Here is a 15,890-nt window from a genome sequence, read left to right on the forward strand (position 1 = left end):
TGTAGTAAGGTTAAATTTAAACATGCGCAAAATTAGAATGGGAATGGTAGGCGGAGGCCAAGGGGCATTTATTGGGGAAATCCACAGGATGGCTGCTCGGCTTGATGGACAGTTTGAGCTAGTTTGTGGCGCCTTCAGTGCCGACCCGTTTAAATCGTTAGTTTCTGGCAAAAAACTCTATCTAGCACATGATCGCTGCTACGCCAGTTACGAGCAGATGTTTATTGAAGAGTCCAAACTCGATGAAAGCATTCGCATGGATGTAGCGGTAATTGTCACTCCAAACCACTTGCATTACCCTGTAGCCAAAATGGCACTGGAGTATGGTTTCCATGTCATTAGCGATAAACCCGCAACCATCGACCTCACACAGGCTATCGCGCTAAAACAACAGCTGTTAAGCAGTGATCTACTTTATGGCTTAACCCATACCTACAACGGCTACCCTATGGTCAAGGAAGCTAAGCACCGCATCGCAGCTGGCGAGCTCGGTACCATTCGCAAAGTGTTGGTGGAATACTCCCAAGGCTGGCTATCGTCTCAAGATGACGAAGACAGTAAACAGGCCGCTTGGCGCTTGGATCCGCAACAATCAGGTATTAGCTGTTGTGTTGGTGATATCGGCGTACATGCCGCCAATCTTGCAGAATATGTCAGTGGTTTATCTATTGAGCAGGTATGCGCAAGCTTAACCAGCAATGTAGAAGACCGCGTGCTCGATGATGACGCCAGTATCATGCTTAGCTTTAACTCTGGAGCTCATGGAGTATTGCTTAGCAGTCAAATAGCCATAGGTGAAGAAAACCGCCTTACGCTACGAATATACGGTGACAAAGCCAGCCTTGAATGGTCGCAAATGGAGCCAAACAGCCTTACTATTAAACATCCCGATGCAACCTCGGTGATCCGTACGGGTGTCGGTGCAATCAGTCCGCTTGCCACTGCATGTACCCGCACTCCAGCCGGCCACCCAGAAGGATACATTGAAGCCTTTGCCAATATTTATAAGCAGTTTGCAGCGAAGTTAAATGCCAGGCTCGACAACCTTCCTGAAAGCGCTTTTAGTCTTGATCTCCCCGGTATTGACGCCGCTATAACTGGAATGGCCTTTATTGAAGGTGTTGTAGCAGCCAGCCAAGGTGAGGCTAAGTGGCACAAGCTGCCAAGCATTGAGCTTGGGGACAGTCTTAATGCAGCAGATTAAAGGCCCTGCGATTTTTCTCGCCCAGTTTATGGCTGATAGCGCCCCCTACAACTCACTAGAGTCGCTATGTCAGTGGGCAGCCGATAAAGGCTTTAAAGGCATCCAGCTGCCTACGGATCCCAAACTGTTTGATCTCGAGCAAGCGGCCAGCAGTCAAAGCTATTGCGACAACATCACTGAAATTGTGACCAACCACGGCCTTGCTATCACCGAGCTATCGACCCACCTGCAAGGTCAACTCGTTGCAGTCCACCCAGCATACGACGCTATGTTTGATGGCTTTGCGCCGCCACAATATAGAGGTAACCCAGCGAAACGAACCCAATGGGCAATCTCTCAATTAAAGCATGCCGCCGTTGCCAGCCAGCGCTTAGGACTCAAAGCACATGCGACCTTCTCCGGCGCCCTGCTTTGGCAAACGATTTACCCATGGCCGCAGCGACCTGCTGGATTAGTTGAGCTTGGCTTTAAAGAGCTAGCCGCACGTTGGCGACCTATTTTAGATACATTTGATACCGCTGAAGTCGATGTCTGTTTTGAGCTACATCCAGGTGAAGACCTGCATGATGGCGCTAGCTTCGAACGCTTTCTGGCCGAAGTAGATTTTCATCCACGAGCCAATATTTTGTATGACCCAAGCCACTTTGTACTGCAGCAGCTCGACTATCTGGCTTTTATCGATATCTACCATGAACGCATCAAAGCATTCCACGTCAAAGATGCTGAATTCACCCCCAATGGCCGCTCTGGAGTATATGGCGGCTATCAATCATGGCAGGAGCGCCCTGGACGATTCCGCTCGTTGGGTGACGGTCAAATCAACTTTAAATCCATCTTTAGCAAACTCACCCAATATGGCTACCAAGGCTGGGCAGTGCTCGAGTGGGAGTGCTGTTTGAAGCACCCTGAAGATGGTGCCAGTGAAGGTGCTAAATATATAGAGCAGCAACTGATAAGACCAACCGACAAGCAGTTTGATGACTTTGCAGCGGTTGAAACCAATCTAACATTTAATCAAAAGCTACTTGGGCTTTAACCTTAAGGACATGAGCAATGATGAATACCCACAGGCAATCCTCGATGCTATTTAGGATCTGCTGTATCGCGCTGACTGTTACTGCAATGACATTTGCAATTAGGGCGGGTATTTTAACCCAACTCAGCAGCGAATTTTCCCTCAGTGACAATCAGCTTGGTTGGGTTAATGCTATGGCGTTTTTAGGCTTCCCGGTAGCCACGCTATTCGGCGGCTTGGTCTATAACTCACTCGGTGCCAAGAAACTGCTCATCATCGCGTTTAGTTGTCACCTATTAGGGCTGCTGCTCACTCTCTCAGCAGAGGGCTTTTATGGTTTATTGATCTCCACCTTCTTTATAGGCTTTGCCAATGGCGCGGTCGAAGCGGGCTGTAACCCGCTCATTGCAGCTGCTTACCCCGATAAGAAAACCATCATGCTTAACCGTTTCCATGTGTGGTTTCCAGGCGGGATCGTGATTGGCGCGCTTGCATCACAGTTGTTAACTCAGCTTGGGTTTGGCTGGCAAACCCAAATAGCCATTATGCTGGTACCTACACTGGTTTACGGCATACTCACTTTTAGACAGGTATTCCCGCCAATCCCCGAGCAACAAGTGTCTACTCGTCGCAATGTTTCAGCACTGATTTCGCCGCTATTTATCTTCATGGCTATATGCATGACATTAACGGCTACGACTGAACTAGGCACTCAGCAATGGATAGAGAGAATACTCGGCGCCTCAGGCGCTTCACCTATGCTCATCATGGCGTTAATTACTGGCATTATGGCACTAGGCCGATATTTCTCAGCATTCCTAGTTAATACCCTCAACCCAGTTGGATTACTACTTGGCTCGGCACTAGTTGCAAGCTTAGGTATTTACAGCATGAGCTGGGCAACCGGAGGCTATGTCTATGTTGCAGCGATACTGTTCGCCCTCGGTGTAACTTACTTTTGGCCTACTATGCTAGGTTTTGTCGCTGAACAAATGCCGCAAACTGGCGCACTCGGCTTAGCCGTTATGGGTGGGATTGGCATGTTCGGTGTCAGCATTTGGAACCCAATCATCGGCAGTTGGATAGATACAGCGAGAGAAAGTGCATCACAGTTAAGCAGTAACCCCGAGCTTGCAGCAGGGCAATCAGTACTAGCAAATTTATCTATATTCCCAGTGCTATTGGTTGTCGCATTTAGTGTGTTACTACTTTACATGAGAAAACATAACGCGAAAACAACACTCCCTGCGGAAAATGAGCCGCAAACCAATCATGGTGAAGACTATGCTGCATAACGAAACAGATTCGAGCGAACAGCTACACCGACGCCGTTTTCTAAAAGGCCTCAGTGCTCTAGTTGGTAGCTTTGCTGCTGGCCAGTTTATCTTTGGCAATGGTCTATCGGTGGCGCAGGCTTACGAAATTGTGCCCGGTGGTATTCAGGGTAAAGGCCAAATCTTAACAGCTTTGCAGCTTGAGCAATTAGCCCAAGTTTGCCGTCAAGTATTGCCACGTACAGAGACACCAAGTGCAGCTGATGTCGACTGCCATGGCTTTATCGATAATCAGTTAGCCCATTGTTATGAAGCGCGAGAACAGCTGCGAGTCATTGCGACACTTAATAACCTCAATAGTGCAGCAAAAAATCAATATCAGCTGATGTTTACAGCGGTGAGCGACACTCAGCAAGTTCAATTACTCAATGCTATCGACACCGGGCAACCTTCCTTCAATAAGTCACAGACCAATGACTTTAAATTTCTAAAAAGTTTGATCTGTTTTGGTTATTACACCTCTGAGGTTGGCGCGACGAAGGAGCTGCGCTTTGACCCGATCCCCAACGGTTATAAGGGCACAGTGGCATTAGGTGAAGATGACAGTAACTGGGGCTCTCAAGGCTTGTTTTACTAGAATTATTTAACGTAGTTTTCTGTTAAAAAAGCACAGTGAGATAGACAAGATGAACAACAAAAAAGACGAATATTATATTAAGAACAGCGACACTGTCTTTGATGCTATCGTGATAGGCTCTGGGATCTCAGGCGGTTGGGCAGCTAAAGAGTTTACCGAACGCGGCTTTAAAACCTTAATGATAGAACGTGGCCGTATTGTAGAGCACCAGAAAGATTATATTGGCGAGAATATTGCGCCATGGCAGCAGCCATTACGTACTCGAGTCGACAACCTACTCGTTAACGAACAACATAAGATCCAAAAGCAATGCTATGCCTTTAAAGATGCCACTAAACACTTTTTTGGTAATGATAAAGACCTACCTTACACCACCAGCAAGGGTACGCAATTTAGCTGGATTAGGGCCAACCAATTAGGCGGTAAATCGCTACTTTGGCACCGACAATCTTATCGTTGGGGGCCTTATGACTTTATCGCCAACAAAACTGATGGTCATGGTAATGACTGGCCAATTCGCTATCCAGATATTGCTACTTGGTACTCCCATGTAGAACGTCACGCCGGCATTAGTGGTAGTAGAGAGAACCTCCCCAACCTGCCTGACAGTGAGTTTTTACCACCATTCGAGCTCAATGGCCCTGAAAAAGCACTACAAAAGCAGTTTTCTGCGCTCTACCCAGAACGGCCGATGATTATTGGCCGCGCCGCTCATTTAACAGAGCCAACCGAACTGCAAGTGTCTCAAGGGCGGATGCAGTGTAAAGCTCGCAACGAGTGCCAAGCAGGTTGCTCTTTTGGCGCTTACTTCTCAACACAAAGCTCAACCTTGCCCGCTGCAGCAGCAACTAACAATTTACATATCGCTGCCAATAGCGTGGTTCATAGCCTGATTTATGATGAAAGCAGTAATCGAGTGAAAGGGGTTAGAGTTATCGACAATGATGATCTAAGTCAGCGTGAGTACTTTGCCAAAGTGGTGTTTGTTTGCGCCTCAACGTTAGGCTCAACTCAGATCTTGCTCAACTCCACCTCTAAGCGTTTCCCCAACGGCATTGGTAATAGCTCTGGAGTGCTAGGTCACTACTTAATGGACCATAACTACAATGCCGGTGGCACTGGCGACTTAGCTGGATTTGAAGATGAGTTCTATTCCGGTCGTCGCCCTACTGGCGTATATATGCCCAACTTCAACTATAAGCCAGATAATAAACGCGGTTTCCTACGGGGCTATGCTCTCTCTGGCCGTGCTTATCGTGAAGACTGGAAAAGTATGCAACGTAGTGACGGTATTGGTGTGGATTTCAAGAACAAGCTTAGGCGACCAGGCAAATGGAAGTTTGGCCTCTGGGCTCAAGGTGAGATGCTGCCTCGCTATGAAAACCAGGTTAACCTGCACACAAACTTAAAAGATAAATGGGGCATTCCTCAGCTCAATATCAATTGTCAGTTCTCTGAAAATGAGCGAGCCATGATGCATGACGCAGCCAATCAAGTTGAGGTAATGCTGACCGCGGCAGGTTTAACCAATATCAAAACTGAAGTGACCAACGAAGCACCAGGTCTGGCGATCCATGAAGTTGGCACCGCAAGAATGGGGCGCGACCCTAAAACCTCATATTTAAATGGTTATAACCAAAGTCACGACGTACCCAACCTTTTTGTCACTGACGGTGCTAGTTTCTGCTCATCGGCAGTGCAAAATCCCAGCCTGACATTTATGGCGCTGACCGCAAGAGCCGTCGATTACGCCGCCAAAGAACTACAACAGAAAAGACTTTAAGCTAATTAGTTTTAAATGAGCCGACTTTAATACAATAAAAAGCATGGATTTGACAATGAATAGACTCTCTAATATCAGCCTCATTGCACTCGCACTCATCGCGATTGCTTGTACCGATTCAACGCCGCAGGAGACAGAAACAGTGACAGCAGCTAAACCAGCAGCAAGTGCTGTAGTACCAAAGGTTTCAGCAAGCACCATCATCCCGCAAATAAGTGTGCAACTTTACTCAGTAAAAGATGCGCTTAAAGCTGACTTTAAGCAAACATTAACCAGCATTGCCGCCATGGGGTTTGCTGGTGTTGAATTTGCTGGTGATTTCGGCCCCTATGCCGATGATCCACAAGGACTTAAAGATTACCTTAGCAGCCTTGGACTCCAAGCCAGTGGCGCTCACGTACGTTTTAAGCATTTTGATGCCGACAACTTTGCTAAATCAGTGGCATTTTACCAAACCTTAGGGGTTGATAGCGTGATTGTACCTTGGGATGAACGCGCCAATGATCCAGATAAAATCAATGAACTAGTCAGCGATCTTAATAAGCTAAACGAACAGTTAAAAGCTGAAGGATTACGCTTTGGTTACCACAACCATGATGAAGAGTTTGAAGCCTATCAACAGCACACTTTCTGGGATCAAATAGCCCGTAACACTTCTGATGACTTTGTGATGCAAATGGACGTCGGTTGGGTCGCTTATGCCGAAAAAAGCCCAGTGCTTTACATCAACCGCTACCCAAACCGTACTCAGACAACCCATTTTAAAGCAAAGCTGCCAAAGAGCTTTGTCGCAACAGAAGCCTTAGCAGAAAAACGTGCCATTATTGGCGAAGACATGACTGACTGGCCTGCCGTGATCAGCAGCAACATAGCCGTTGGCGGCACTCAGTGGTTTGTAGTCGAACAGGAAGAGTATCCCGATGGACTGACGCCACTTGAAGCTGTGGCATTATCGAAAAAAGGCTTAGATCGCATTATAAAAACGCTGTAACTGATGCCGTAAGCTATAACTCTAATCAGACTCCACAAGCAAGGGCATAGCAATGTGCCCTTGCTTCTCTTTAAGCCTTTAAATGTTGTTAGCTGAACCATATCAATCATGATAGAGCGAGAAAAATAGAGAAGCATAAAAACGCAACTTAGTAATTGCGTTTGTTATTCTTAATCTAAAGTTTACGAATTAGAATCGCCCAGTCAAACCTAAACCTAAACCAACACCATCGTAGTCAGAATCTAGCATTTTCGACACATTGAAGTTAGCAGATATATTATCTGAAATACGTAACCAATAAGCAGTACGTAAATCAAATCCATCATCATCATCACTGTTGATATAACCCGCACCTACCGACCAAGCATTATTAATATACCAATCAGCACCGACATTGAGTAAATCATCAAACTCATTATACGTCCAGCCTGCATTTAGCTCGATACCCGCTGTAGATTGCAGTACGAAAAAGCTACGGGCTTTTAATCCATAAGATTCAACAAAGTTATCATCTCCATCTTGGTAGAATGCAGATACCGCAGACGTATCATTGAAGTAATAGCCAACTTCGGCCCCATAACTATTGAGATCATAATTTCCAGACTCAATATTTGTATAATTAGCACTAACAAACCAATTAGAGTCAAAAACAAATGTGCCATCAACACCATAGCTATCATAATCAAGCGGATCGAATGAGTAGTAATTAGCTCCAATATTCGACGATTGAGCTAAAAACCCGTTGAGCGCGTAAGGGGTTTTACCTTGCTCTACACTGTCAACGTAGTAACGGTAGTGAGCGCCCCAAACACCGTCACTTATCTCTTCAGAATTAGTCCCGTAGCTTAGACTCGCTTCATGTTGGTAGTTACTATCTTGAACTGCAATAGCGCTGGCACTTGAAAGACCGACTAAAATAGCTACAGCAATAGTTAATTTTCTCATCAATTTATTCCCTTATATTGTGATGTAACGCTAAGGGAGAAGACCTGTAGATAAAGTCTCTGATAAACGTGAATAAGAACTATACGTCCTAGATATGACTCAGTTGTCAAAAACGATCCCCCCCTTAGAGAGCAACAGACTAATTTAATGAATAGCCAAATAGAACATAAAATTACTGAAGAACAACAAAATACAACTAAAGTATCAGCTAATTTATTTTCAACGTACAAATCCGCTGAAGGCCACAAGCCTGCTCTCACTATCTAAAGCGGAGCAAACAAAATGTGTATGGCAGTCAGTAATAGTTATTCCACTTGAAGCAATGCTTCTATCAAAAAGGCTTAGACAAAACTACTAAAATACATTGTCTGACGTTTTAAACTGTTATGCAGACTCTAGCGATTGTCGAGTGTATTTCAGCGCTTCGCTAGCACCTTCTCAGTGCTATTTCGAATGTTCGTCGCCACAGAAAAATGCGATGACAAATACAGAGTGGATGATCTATATTTGAAGCAAAGCTGTTAAGTGAAACTATTGCCCGCCAACAGGCGTCTAAATAGTGTAGGCCGTATTATTTGTCTACGAATAGGAGTGACTATGCACCTAATCATGAGAACTCAGTTTGACGAACTTCGCCTTAACGATGAATATGAGTACAGCACCAATGACAGAGGTGGTAAGAAAGTCGTTAAAATTTATAAAGATGGAGAGCTGATAGCCAAAAAGATCAGCATCAAAAACTCAGTGCAATACTTTGGTGTCACCGGAGTCGAGGAGCTGCTTGAGCAAGTTTAAACAGACAATAGCTCCACCACTAATCTGTTATGAGTAGCAAACAAAAGCAGGCGAGGGCTAGTCGCGAACTAACTCTGTTTTTATTGCCAAATTTACTGCAGCTTGAGCATGAATACTGGTTGTATCAAACAGCGGTACATTGCTATGTTGCTGCTGGATAAGTAAAGCAATTTCAGTACACCCAAGAATAACAGCTTCAACGCCTTGTGCTCTCAATTCGTCAATAATCTGAATATATCTGTCTCTAGAATCATCTCTAATTACGCCCCGACATAGCTCTTTATAGATAATCTCATGTATCTCAATACGGTCACTTTGTTCAGGAACAATAACCTCAATGTTATATTTCTCAGTTAAGCGTCCTTTATAGAAGTCCTGTTCCATTGTAAATCGCGTCCCCAGAAGGCCCACTTTTTTAATGCCGTGATCCAGTAAACTTTCTGCGGTAGCATCAGCAATGTGTAATATCGGAATAGTAATGTTTGCCTCAATTTCTGGTGCAACCTTATGCATGGTATTGGTACAAATCAATATAAAGTCAGCTCCGGCTTTTTCGACAGAAATAGCTGCTTGTGACAAAATGTTTGCTGTCGCGTCCCAATCTCCCTCATGCTGGAGTTTCTCAATCTCATCGAAATTCACACTATACATACAAACCTTAGCCGAATTCAGTCCGCCAAGACCTGCTTTAACGCCTTCATTAATTGCTTTGTAATAACTAAGCGTGGACTATCAGCTCATACCACCTAGCATGCCAATCGTTTTCATCTGCTCCCCTACATGTAATCAAGTCATATATTTAATACTACAGCACTGAGCCGGTACAGTATCTTTTATAGGTACTCTCGATGTCCCTAGTTAATGAAAGTGTCTATCTACAAGTGATTGCTTATGAAGAGATGAAGCAACGGCTAAACTTTTATGAGCTGCTGCTAACTCTAGTACTAATTACTTTTTGGCTGGGGACTCTAGCAGGGCACGAAAAGATTTGAGTTAGTTTCAAACCATGCCGTGAAAAGTTACCACGAAAAAAGTTTAAGCCATTAATGCCGCACTCAAACGTAGCCCAAGAAATGCTGAGTGGTAAAAGCTATAAACTCCCTTAACCTCGCAGGTTGAAACTTATCTTTACTGTACAACAGATACAGAGGCGTAGCTGGAATAAGCCATTGGTCAAACACATGTACTAGCTCTCCGCGACGTAGCTCATCGGCACAATAGAGCTCAGGCAAGCGCACAATGCCATGCCCAGCTAACGCACTGCTTTTCATCACTCGTCCATTTTTACAACGAAACTTTCCGGTAATTGCCACCTCTGCTTTTTGCTGTGCATCCGCTTTATGCTGAAAGCTCCAGTGGTTAATAGAGCCGATAATACAACTGTGTTCATGCAATGCTTTTGGGTGAGAGGGTATGCCTTTTTGCTCAAGGTATGTCGGCGCTGCCAAGGTGCAGTTAGTGATATCCATCAGCTTACGAGCCACTAGACCTGAATCCTCTAACTCCCCCATGCGAAACACTAGATCAAAATGATCTAACACTAGGTCAACACGTTGGCTGCTAAAATCTAGGTTAATACTGATGTTGGGATGGGCACTAATAAAATCATTTACCAAGCGGGTGACGATTTCCTCACCAATATAGCCACCAACACAGTTTATATTAATGTTGCCCTGCAAGTTTTGTGCATTATCTACCGTCTTTGCAACTGCTTGCTCCATCACATCGAGTGCATGCTGGCAGCGTTCATAAAAAAACTCACCTTGATCGGTTAACCTTTGCGCCCTTGTTGTGCGCGTGATCAAGGTCACCCCAAGATAGGTTTCTAACTGGGTCAATTGCTTAGATAAGTGCGAGCGTGAACAGCCAAGCTTTTCAGCCGCCAAGGTAAAACTGCCCTGCTCAGCAATCACTGTAAATGCTCTAACATCTGCTAGATTTAGATCTTTGTACATCTCATTGGCTCGACTGAAGACAGAGTGGCAAGCTTACATTAGGAGTCAAATGTAAACAATGATGTTCGCTATACATTATATATCAACAATAACCGTAGCGCTAAACTACGCCCAATTCGACATGACTAACTAACACTGCAGACTCAATACAGTCAGTTCAACTGCATGAGTGGCATAATTCATTTTCACTGAGGTTTATATGAAACAACTTATCGTAATTACTGGCGCATCTTCAGGTATTGGCGCAGCCATGGCACAAGCATTCAGTGCTAAAGGTCATCCTCTACTTTTACTGGCTCGTCGCGTTGAACCAATGGAAGCGCTACAGCTTGAGAATACCATTTGCACAAGTGTAGATGTTACTGACGCAACAGCAATGAAAGCGGCTATAGCAGCAGCTGAAGAAAAATTTGGTCCTGTTGGCGGCTTAATCAATAATGCCGGCGTGATGTTACTTGGCGCTGCTGATGTACAAGATCCAGCTGAGTGGAGCCAAATGCTTAACGTAAACGTTATGGGTGTGCTTAATGGCATTCACGCGGTACTTGCAGGCATGAAAGCACGTAAAACTGGTACTATCATTAACATCAGCTCTGTTGCGGGTCGTAAAACATTCCCGAACCACGCTGCATATTGTGCCACTAAGTTTGCCGTTCATGCGTTAACGGAAAACATTCGTGAAGAAGTGGCAATGGACGATGTACGTATGATTACTATCGCACCAGGTGCAGTTGAAACCCCACTGCTAAGCCACACAACTAATGACGAAATTAAGTCAGGCTACGAAGATTGGAAAGAGTTCATGGGCGGGATCATTGAGCCAAAATCAATCGCTGATGCGGCTATCTTTGCTTTCGAACAGCCACAAAATGTTTGTGTACGTGAAATCGTTCTAGCGACAACACGTCAACAGCCTTAATTATTAGCCGCTAATACTTGCTCAAAGTGTTAGCGGTGTAAATTGTAGCGCCTAATCTAAGCCTTAACAGCATCCGCTGTTAAGGCTTTTTTGTCACTTAAAATTAACCAACCTATTACTTTAGTGATAGCTAAAAACAAAAAGTGTGACCTTGGACAACCTCTAAATAGCTAAAAACTAAGCATCCTTCCCGCTAACTCAATGTCAGCTCAAAACTAAAACACCTAAAAACAGTCACTTAAAAAATAAAGTGACGCTTACATTAGATTTTTTTCAATGATATTTTTATCAATTAGATTTTTATCATGAAAGTGATCGAGCTCAACTATTTCGCAACAGCAGGCTGTTAAATTTAGCAACAACACAGAAGCACTTTGGAACCATTCTGTTAACCACGCAAAGGACGGCGTAAAACCTATAAAAATAGTAAGGAATTGATGATGAAAACAATCACTAAAGTTGGAATAGGTCTTGCTCTAGCGCTGTCTTTGGGACTTCAAGCCCAAGCAGCAGACGGCGGCAACCCTAAAAAAGGCAAACATCTGTATAAAAAAGAGTGTAAAGCTTGCCATAGCCAAGGTGATATTGGTGGCGAGATAACTCCAATGACTAAAACCATGAGCCAGTGGGATCGCTTCTTTAAGCGCATGAAGCACAAAGGTGATCAAGAAGCCTTCAACGCACTATCAGAGAAAGATCTTAAGGACATTCAACAATTCCTTTATGACCATGCGGCCGATTCAGATCAACCACAAACTTGTGGTTAACCGTATGAGGGATTAAGTCCTTCTAATCAATATCTAACAACATTTTAAATTGAAAAATGGGGAATACCTCAGGGACTAATGCTGCCAAAAATCAGCAATAGCGAGGTCATTCTTCAACATCAATCGAGGTTAATCACCAAAACAGGGGGTTAACACTCAAAAGGAGAGATGTTATGCGTACCCTTATTTCACTACTTGTCGCCAACGCCCTCGCTATTTCTGGTAGCGTTTATGCTAGCGATAATGATGCTCAAAAAATTGCCGACCTAAAAGCCCAGCTTGAAGATATCACCAGTGAACTCGACGATCTCAATGATCGCGTCGACAGTAATGAGCGTCACACGGCGCTCGACAGACTTGAAATTACTGGCGACTTCCGCACTAAAGCACACACATTGCACTACCAAAATGTCACCTGGAACCCGGCTATTAAAGTCAATTTCAATGACTTTGGCGCCAAAGCGATGTCTGGAGTATTTGGCTCGCCAACTGATGCTAATTCGCCACTAGGCAAAATGATGGCAGCCGATCCTAATTTGGCTGCGGCCTTCCAAAATGGTCAACTGCAAGGCGTAATGCCCTATGTATTAGCACCTAAAACCACACAAGACATCGACAATGATATTTTTTACACCACTCGCCTCAGACTTAACCTAAAAGCCAAAGTTTGGGACAACGTCAGCTTTGCTGGCCGACTCTCTATGTACAAAAACTGGGGCGACTCAACGGGCGTAAAAGTGTTTGACTCATGGAACTCATTTACCATGGATGGCACCAATGGTGGCAGCACCAGTGGCGATTGGCTTAGAGTTGAACGAGCTTATTTTGACTGGAAAAATATTAACGGCTCGCCGCTGTATCTATCAATTGGACGCCGCCCATCAACTTACGGCCCCCCCACCCAATATCGTGAGAATGAAAAGCGTGGCGGCACGCCTTCGGGTCACCTAGTTAACTTCAATTTTGACGGTGCGACGATGGGTTATCACCTCGGTGATATTACCGGCGTTGAAGGTCAAGTGGTGCGCTTTTGCTATGGCCAAGGTTTTGAATCACAGTGGGGCAACGGCGAACTATTCGGTGACATCGTCACTAAAGATACCCATCTCGGCGGATTTAATATTGATGCCATCAATGATGGTAAAAACTTCCTCCAGTTCACTTTGTTTGGTGCCAAAGATGTTAACGATGGTTTCAAAGGCACCATGGCATTCCCAACTCAACTTGCTGGGATCTTTGCGCCAACCATGTACCAAGATATGCAAAAATTCGACAATTTTAACTTTGTCACTCGCGTACAACCAAGCGGTGTTATCGGCGATATGTTCTTAGGCGGGATTGGCTTCTCACGTGAAGAAGATAACGACGTGAAATGGTTTGTCTCCGGTGGCTGGACTCGTGCTGATGGCAATGGCAATGCTGGTATGTTTGGCGGCATGTTAAGTGACGCTGTATTTGAAGCGCAACTTAACTCTGACGGCAGCGAAATTATCATGATGCCTAGTGCAGCTGATGATAGCGGCGCCAAAGACGGGTACAGCATCTATGCGGGTATTCAAATCCCTGCCCCTTACGGCAAGGTCGGTTTTGAATACAACTACGGCTCAAAATATTGGACTCCGTTTACCCAAGCACAAGATGACCCGATCGGCAGCAAGTTAGCTACCCGCGGCCATGTTGCTGAGGCGTATTACATGTTCGATATCAATCCTAATATGTTCATCAAACTGGCTGGAATGTATTACGACTTTGAATATACCGGCAGCGGCACTCCCGTTGGTGCTCCAACGAAAATTGATGATGTCATCGAAGGCAGTGCTTATTCAATGTTACCCGTGGTCGACACAGCTTATGACCTCAACGCCTCTCTTACCGTTAAATTCTAAGTCTAGTGAATCCCCCCGGCGCTAGCCGGGGCAGGAGTATTAAAAATGAAAAAAATCATCGTCCCTACCCTGGCATTTGGGCTGCTTATCAGCGCTCAATTCGCCATGGCCGCCAACCCACACAGCGAGTATGTTGAGGGGCCATTTACCCAAGGCTCAGAAGTCACTACTCAATGTATTGAATGTCACGAAGACCACGCTAAAGACTTTATGAAGTCATCACACTGGACATGGGAACTTGAACAGAAGTTACCTGGACGTACAGTGAAACGTGGTAAAAAAGACGCCATCAACAATTTCTGTACCTCTATCTCAGGAAACGAACCAAGGTGTACCAGTTGTCATGCTGGCTACGGTTGGAAAGATAATAATTTTGATTTTACCGATATGACCAAAGTTGACTGTCTTGTCTGCCATGATACCACGGGCACCTACGTCAAAGACCCTGCTGGTGCTGGCGAAGTGTTAGCCAAGGTTAACCTTGAGCGAGTAGCAAAAAATGTCGGCGCACCAGTTCGCGATAATTGCGGCACTTGCCACTTCTTTGGTGGCGGTGGCGATGCTGTTAAGCACGGCGACTTAGACTCTTCGATGTCTTATCCAGACAAAGCGACCGATGTGCATATGGACACCGACGGCAATGACTTCCAATGCCAGACTTGCCATACCACCGAAGCTCACCAGATCACGGGGAATGCGATGGGGGTTTCACCGGGAGGGCAAAACCCAATTGGTTGTGTTAACTGCCACTATGCCACGCCGCATAAAAACAAAAAGCTGAATACCCACTCGGCCAGTGTTGCCTGTCAAACTTGTCATATTCCCTTTTTTGCTCGTAATGAAGCGACCAAAATGAGCTGGGATTGGTCAACAGCGGGTAGCGATCTTGAGGAAACTAAAGATAAGTACGGCAAGAAGAGCTACCAGAAAAAGAAAGGAAACTTCGTTTGGGGCAAGATGGTTGAGCCAGAATACGCTTGGTATAACGGTAATGCCGATGCCTACATGGTTGGTGACAAGATGGACCCAACTAAAGTGACTAAACTGACTAGCCCGCTAGGCGACATTAACGATAGCACGGCAAAAATCTATCCATTTAAGGTGCACCGCGGTAAGCAGATCTACGACAGTAAACAAAACATCTTCGTTACCGCTAAAGTCTACGGCAAAGGTGGATACTGGAAAGATTATGATTGGGATAAAGCCGCTAAACTGGGTATGGAAGCCAATCAAGTCTTAGCAGAAAAAGGCATCACTTATAGTGGCGAACATGGTTTTGCAGCAACCGAAATGTGGTGGCGTATAAACCACATGGTTTCACCAAAAGCCGCGGCATTGAAATGTGGAGACTGCCACAACAAGGGCACTCGTATGAACTGGAATGCGCTTGGCTATGATGGCGACCCAATGAAAAATAAGGATGGCAAACGCCACGCCAAGTAACTTAACACGTCACAAGCAGTATTTAACGCAGCGATTGCTCCGTTCGCTGCGTTAATCGTCAGCCGGTTCCCTGCAAATTCACCGGCTGACACCCAGTCTAAACTTTATAGTATCGATTATTTTTCAATCACTCTTCCCGCTACTCCCTAGGCGCTTGATGATATTGCCGAGTCAGTATCCTCTCCAGAAGTTATAACTAAACGGCAAATTCGAACAGAATATCAAAAGCTATACTATTATTTATAAAACCTTTTCTGAGCTTGCAAGGATGTGAAT

13 protein-coding genes and 1 pseudogene are annotated in these 15,890 nt (G+C 45.0%); 11 read left to right on the top strand and 3 right to left on the bottom strand.

Annotated elements, in window-relative coordinates; genetic code table 11:
* Positions 1-22 precede the first annotated feature (22 nt).
* Genes SWP_RS20320 through SWP_RS20345 form a run of 6 tightly spaced genes read left to right on the top strand, consistent with a single transcriptional unit; the run spans position 23 to position 6,904 of the window.
* Positions 23-1,204 (top strand): Gfo/Idh/MocA family protein, encoded by a 1,182-nt coding sequence (locus SWP_RS20320; RefSeq protein WP_044556134.1) that lies wholly within the window; start codon positions 23-25, stop codon positions 1,202-1,204.
* A complete protein-coding gene (locus SWP_RS20325) occupies positions 1,191-2,240 on the top strand; it encodes a sugar phosphate isomerase/epimerase family protein (protein WP_020914535.1) in 1,050 nt (349 codons plus the stop codon). The genes SWP_RS20320 and SWP_RS20325 overlap by 14 nt, the downstream gene beginning before the upstream one ends.
* A gap of 20 nt (positions 2,241-2,260) precedes the next feature.
* Positions 2,261-3,514 (top strand): MFS transporter, encoded by a 1,254-nt coding sequence (locus SWP_RS20330; protein ID WP_020914536.1) that lies wholly within the window; start codon positions 2,261-2,263, stop codon positions 3,512-3,514.
* Positions 3,504-4,130 (top strand): gluconate 2-dehydrogenase subunit 3 family protein, encoded by a 627-nt coding sequence (locus tag SWP_RS20335; RefSeq protein WP_048908479.1) that lies wholly within the window; start codon positions 3,504-3,506, stop codon positions 4,128-4,130. Before SWP_RS20330 ends, SWP_RS20335 begins: the two co-directional genes overlap by 11 nt.
* Before the next feature lie 49 nt (positions 4,131-4,179).
* Positions 4,180-5,913: a GMC oxidoreductase gene (locus SWP_RS20340; RefSeq protein ID WP_020914538.1), complete on the top strand. Its 1,734-nt coding sequence runs from the start codon at positions 4,180-4,182 to the stop codon at positions 5,911-5,913.
* 55 nt (positions 5,914-5,968) lie between these two features.
* Complete coding sequence (locus SWP_RS20345; protein ID WP_020914539.1) at positions 5,969-6,904, top strand: sugar phosphate isomerase/epimerase family protein; 936 nt, start codon at positions 5,969-5,971, stop codon at positions 6,902-6,904.
* Between the two features lie 189 nt (positions 6,905-7,093).
* Here SWP_RS20345 and SWP_RS20350 read toward each other — a convergent pair whose 3' ends face one another.
* Positions 7,094-7,849, bottom strand: a complete 756-nt coding sequence (locus tag SWP_RS20350; RefSeq protein ID WP_020914540.1) for a putative porin — start codon at positions 7,847-7,849, stop codon at positions 7,094-7,096.
* Positions 7,850-8,446: 597 nt separating this feature from the next.
* On the opposite strand from SWP_RS20350, the gene SWP_RS20355 reads away from it, so the two are divergent.
* Complete coding sequence (locus SWP_RS20355; RefSeq protein WP_044556136.1) at positions 8,447-8,644, top strand: hypothetical protein; 198 nt, start codon at positions 8,447-8,449, stop codon at positions 8,642-8,644.
* Between the two features lie 57 nt (positions 8,645-8,701).
* Here SWP_RS20355 and SWP_RS20360 read toward each other — a convergent pair.
* Positions 8,702-9,412: pseudogene (locus SWP_RS20360) on the bottom strand (aspartate/glutamate racemase family protein).
* A gap of 287 nt (positions 9,413-9,699) precedes the next feature.
* The gene (locus tag SWP_RS20365) at positions 9,700-10,599 is read right to left on the bottom strand and encodes a LysR family transcriptional regulator (RefSeq protein ID WP_020914545.1); all 900 of its coding nucleotides are present in this window, start codon (positions 10,597-10,599) and stop codon (positions 9,700-9,702) included.
* Positions 10,600-10,798: 199 nt separating this feature from the next.
* Here SWP_RS20365 and SWP_RS20370 point away from each other — a divergent pair, with 199 nt between their 5' ends.
* The 4 genes from SWP_RS20370 to SWP_RS20385 all read left to right on the top strand — a co-directional run bounded on the left by SWP_RS20370 (position 10,799) and on the right by SWP_RS20385 (position 15,614).
* Entirely contained in the window at positions 10,799-11,518 is a 720-nt protein-coding gene (locus tag SWP_RS20370; RefSeq protein WP_020914546.1) for an SDR family oxidoreductase, read from the top strand.
* A 437-nt stretch (positions 11,519-11,955) separates the two neighbouring features.
* Positions 11,956-12,285 (top strand): c-type cytochrome, encoded by a 330-nt coding sequence (locus SWP_RS20375; protein ID WP_044556137.1) that lies wholly within the window; start codon positions 11,956-11,958, stop codon positions 12,283-12,285.
* Positions 12,286-12,458: 173 nt separating this feature from the next.
* A complete protein-coding gene (locus SWP_RS20380) occupies positions 12,459-14,171 on the top strand; it encodes a DUF3373 domain-containing protein (RefSeq protein WP_020914548.1) in 1,713 nt (570 codons plus the stop codon).
* A 45-nt stretch (positions 14,172-14,216) separates the two neighbouring features.
* Complete coding sequence (locus SWP_RS20385; protein ID WP_020914549.1) at positions 14,217-15,614, top strand: tetrathionate reductase family octaheme c-type cytochrome; 1,398 nt, start codon at positions 14,217-14,219, stop codon at positions 15,612-15,614.
* Positions 15,615-15,890 lie beyond the last annotated feature (276 nt).

It is taken from the genome of Shewanella piezotolerans WP3 (assembly GCF_000014885.1).
Taxonomy (GTDB): Bacteria; Pseudomonadota; Gammaproteobacteria; order Enterobacterales; family Shewanellaceae; genus Shewanella; species Shewanella piezotolerans.

Excerpts from the sequence above, each read along its gene's own strand:
- SWP_RS20320 (WP_044556134.1), top strand. The coding sequence starts at position 23 with ATGCGCAAAATTAGAATGGGAATGGTAGGCGGAGGCCAAGGGGCATTT.
- SWP_RS20325 (WP_020914535.1), top strand. The coding sequence starts at position 1,191 with ATGCAGCAGATTAAAGGCCCTGCGATTTTTCTCGCCCAGTTTATGGCT.
- SWP_RS20330 (WP_020914536.1), top strand. The coding sequence starts at position 2,261 with ATGAATACCCACAGGCAATCCTCGATGCTATTTAGGATCTGCTGTATC.
- SWP_RS20335 (WP_048908479.1), top strand. The coding sequence starts at position 3,504 with ATGCTGCATAACGAAACAGATTCGAGCGAACAGCTACACCGACGCCGT.
- SWP_RS20340 (WP_020914538.1), top strand. The coding sequence starts at position 4,180 with ATGAACAACAAAAAAGACGAATATTATATTAAGAACAGCGACACTGTC.
- SWP_RS20345 (WP_020914539.1), top strand. The coding sequence starts at position 5,969 with ATGAATAGACTCTCTAATATCAGCCTCATTGCACTCGCACTCATCGCG.
- SWP_RS20350 (WP_020914540.1), bottom strand. The coding sequence starts at position 7,849 with ATGAGAAAATTAACTATTGCTGTAGCTATTTTAGTCGGTCTTTCAAGT.
- SWP_RS20355 (WP_044556136.1), top strand. The coding sequence starts at position 8,447 with ATGCACCTAATCATGAGAACTCAGTTTGACGAACTTCGCCTTAACGAT.
- SWP_RS20365 (WP_020914545.1), bottom strand. The coding sequence starts at position 10,599 with ATGTACAAAGATCTAAATCTAGCAGATGTTAGAGCATTTACAGTGATT.
- SWP_RS20370 (WP_020914546.1), top strand. The coding sequence starts at position 10,799 with ATGAAACAACTTATCGTAATTACTGGCGCATCTTCAGGTATTGGCGCA.
- SWP_RS20375 (WP_044556137.1), top strand. The coding sequence starts at position 11,956 with ATGATGAAAACAATCACTAAAGTTGGAATAGGTCTTGCTCTAGCGCTG.
- SWP_RS20380 (WP_020914548.1), top strand. The coding sequence starts at position 12,459 with ATGCGTACCCTTATTTCACTACTTGTCGCCAACGCCCTCGCTATTTCT.
- SWP_RS20385 (WP_020914549.1), top strand. The coding sequence starts at position 14,217 with ATGAAAAAAATCATCGTCCCTACCCTGGCATTTGGGCTGCTTATCAGC.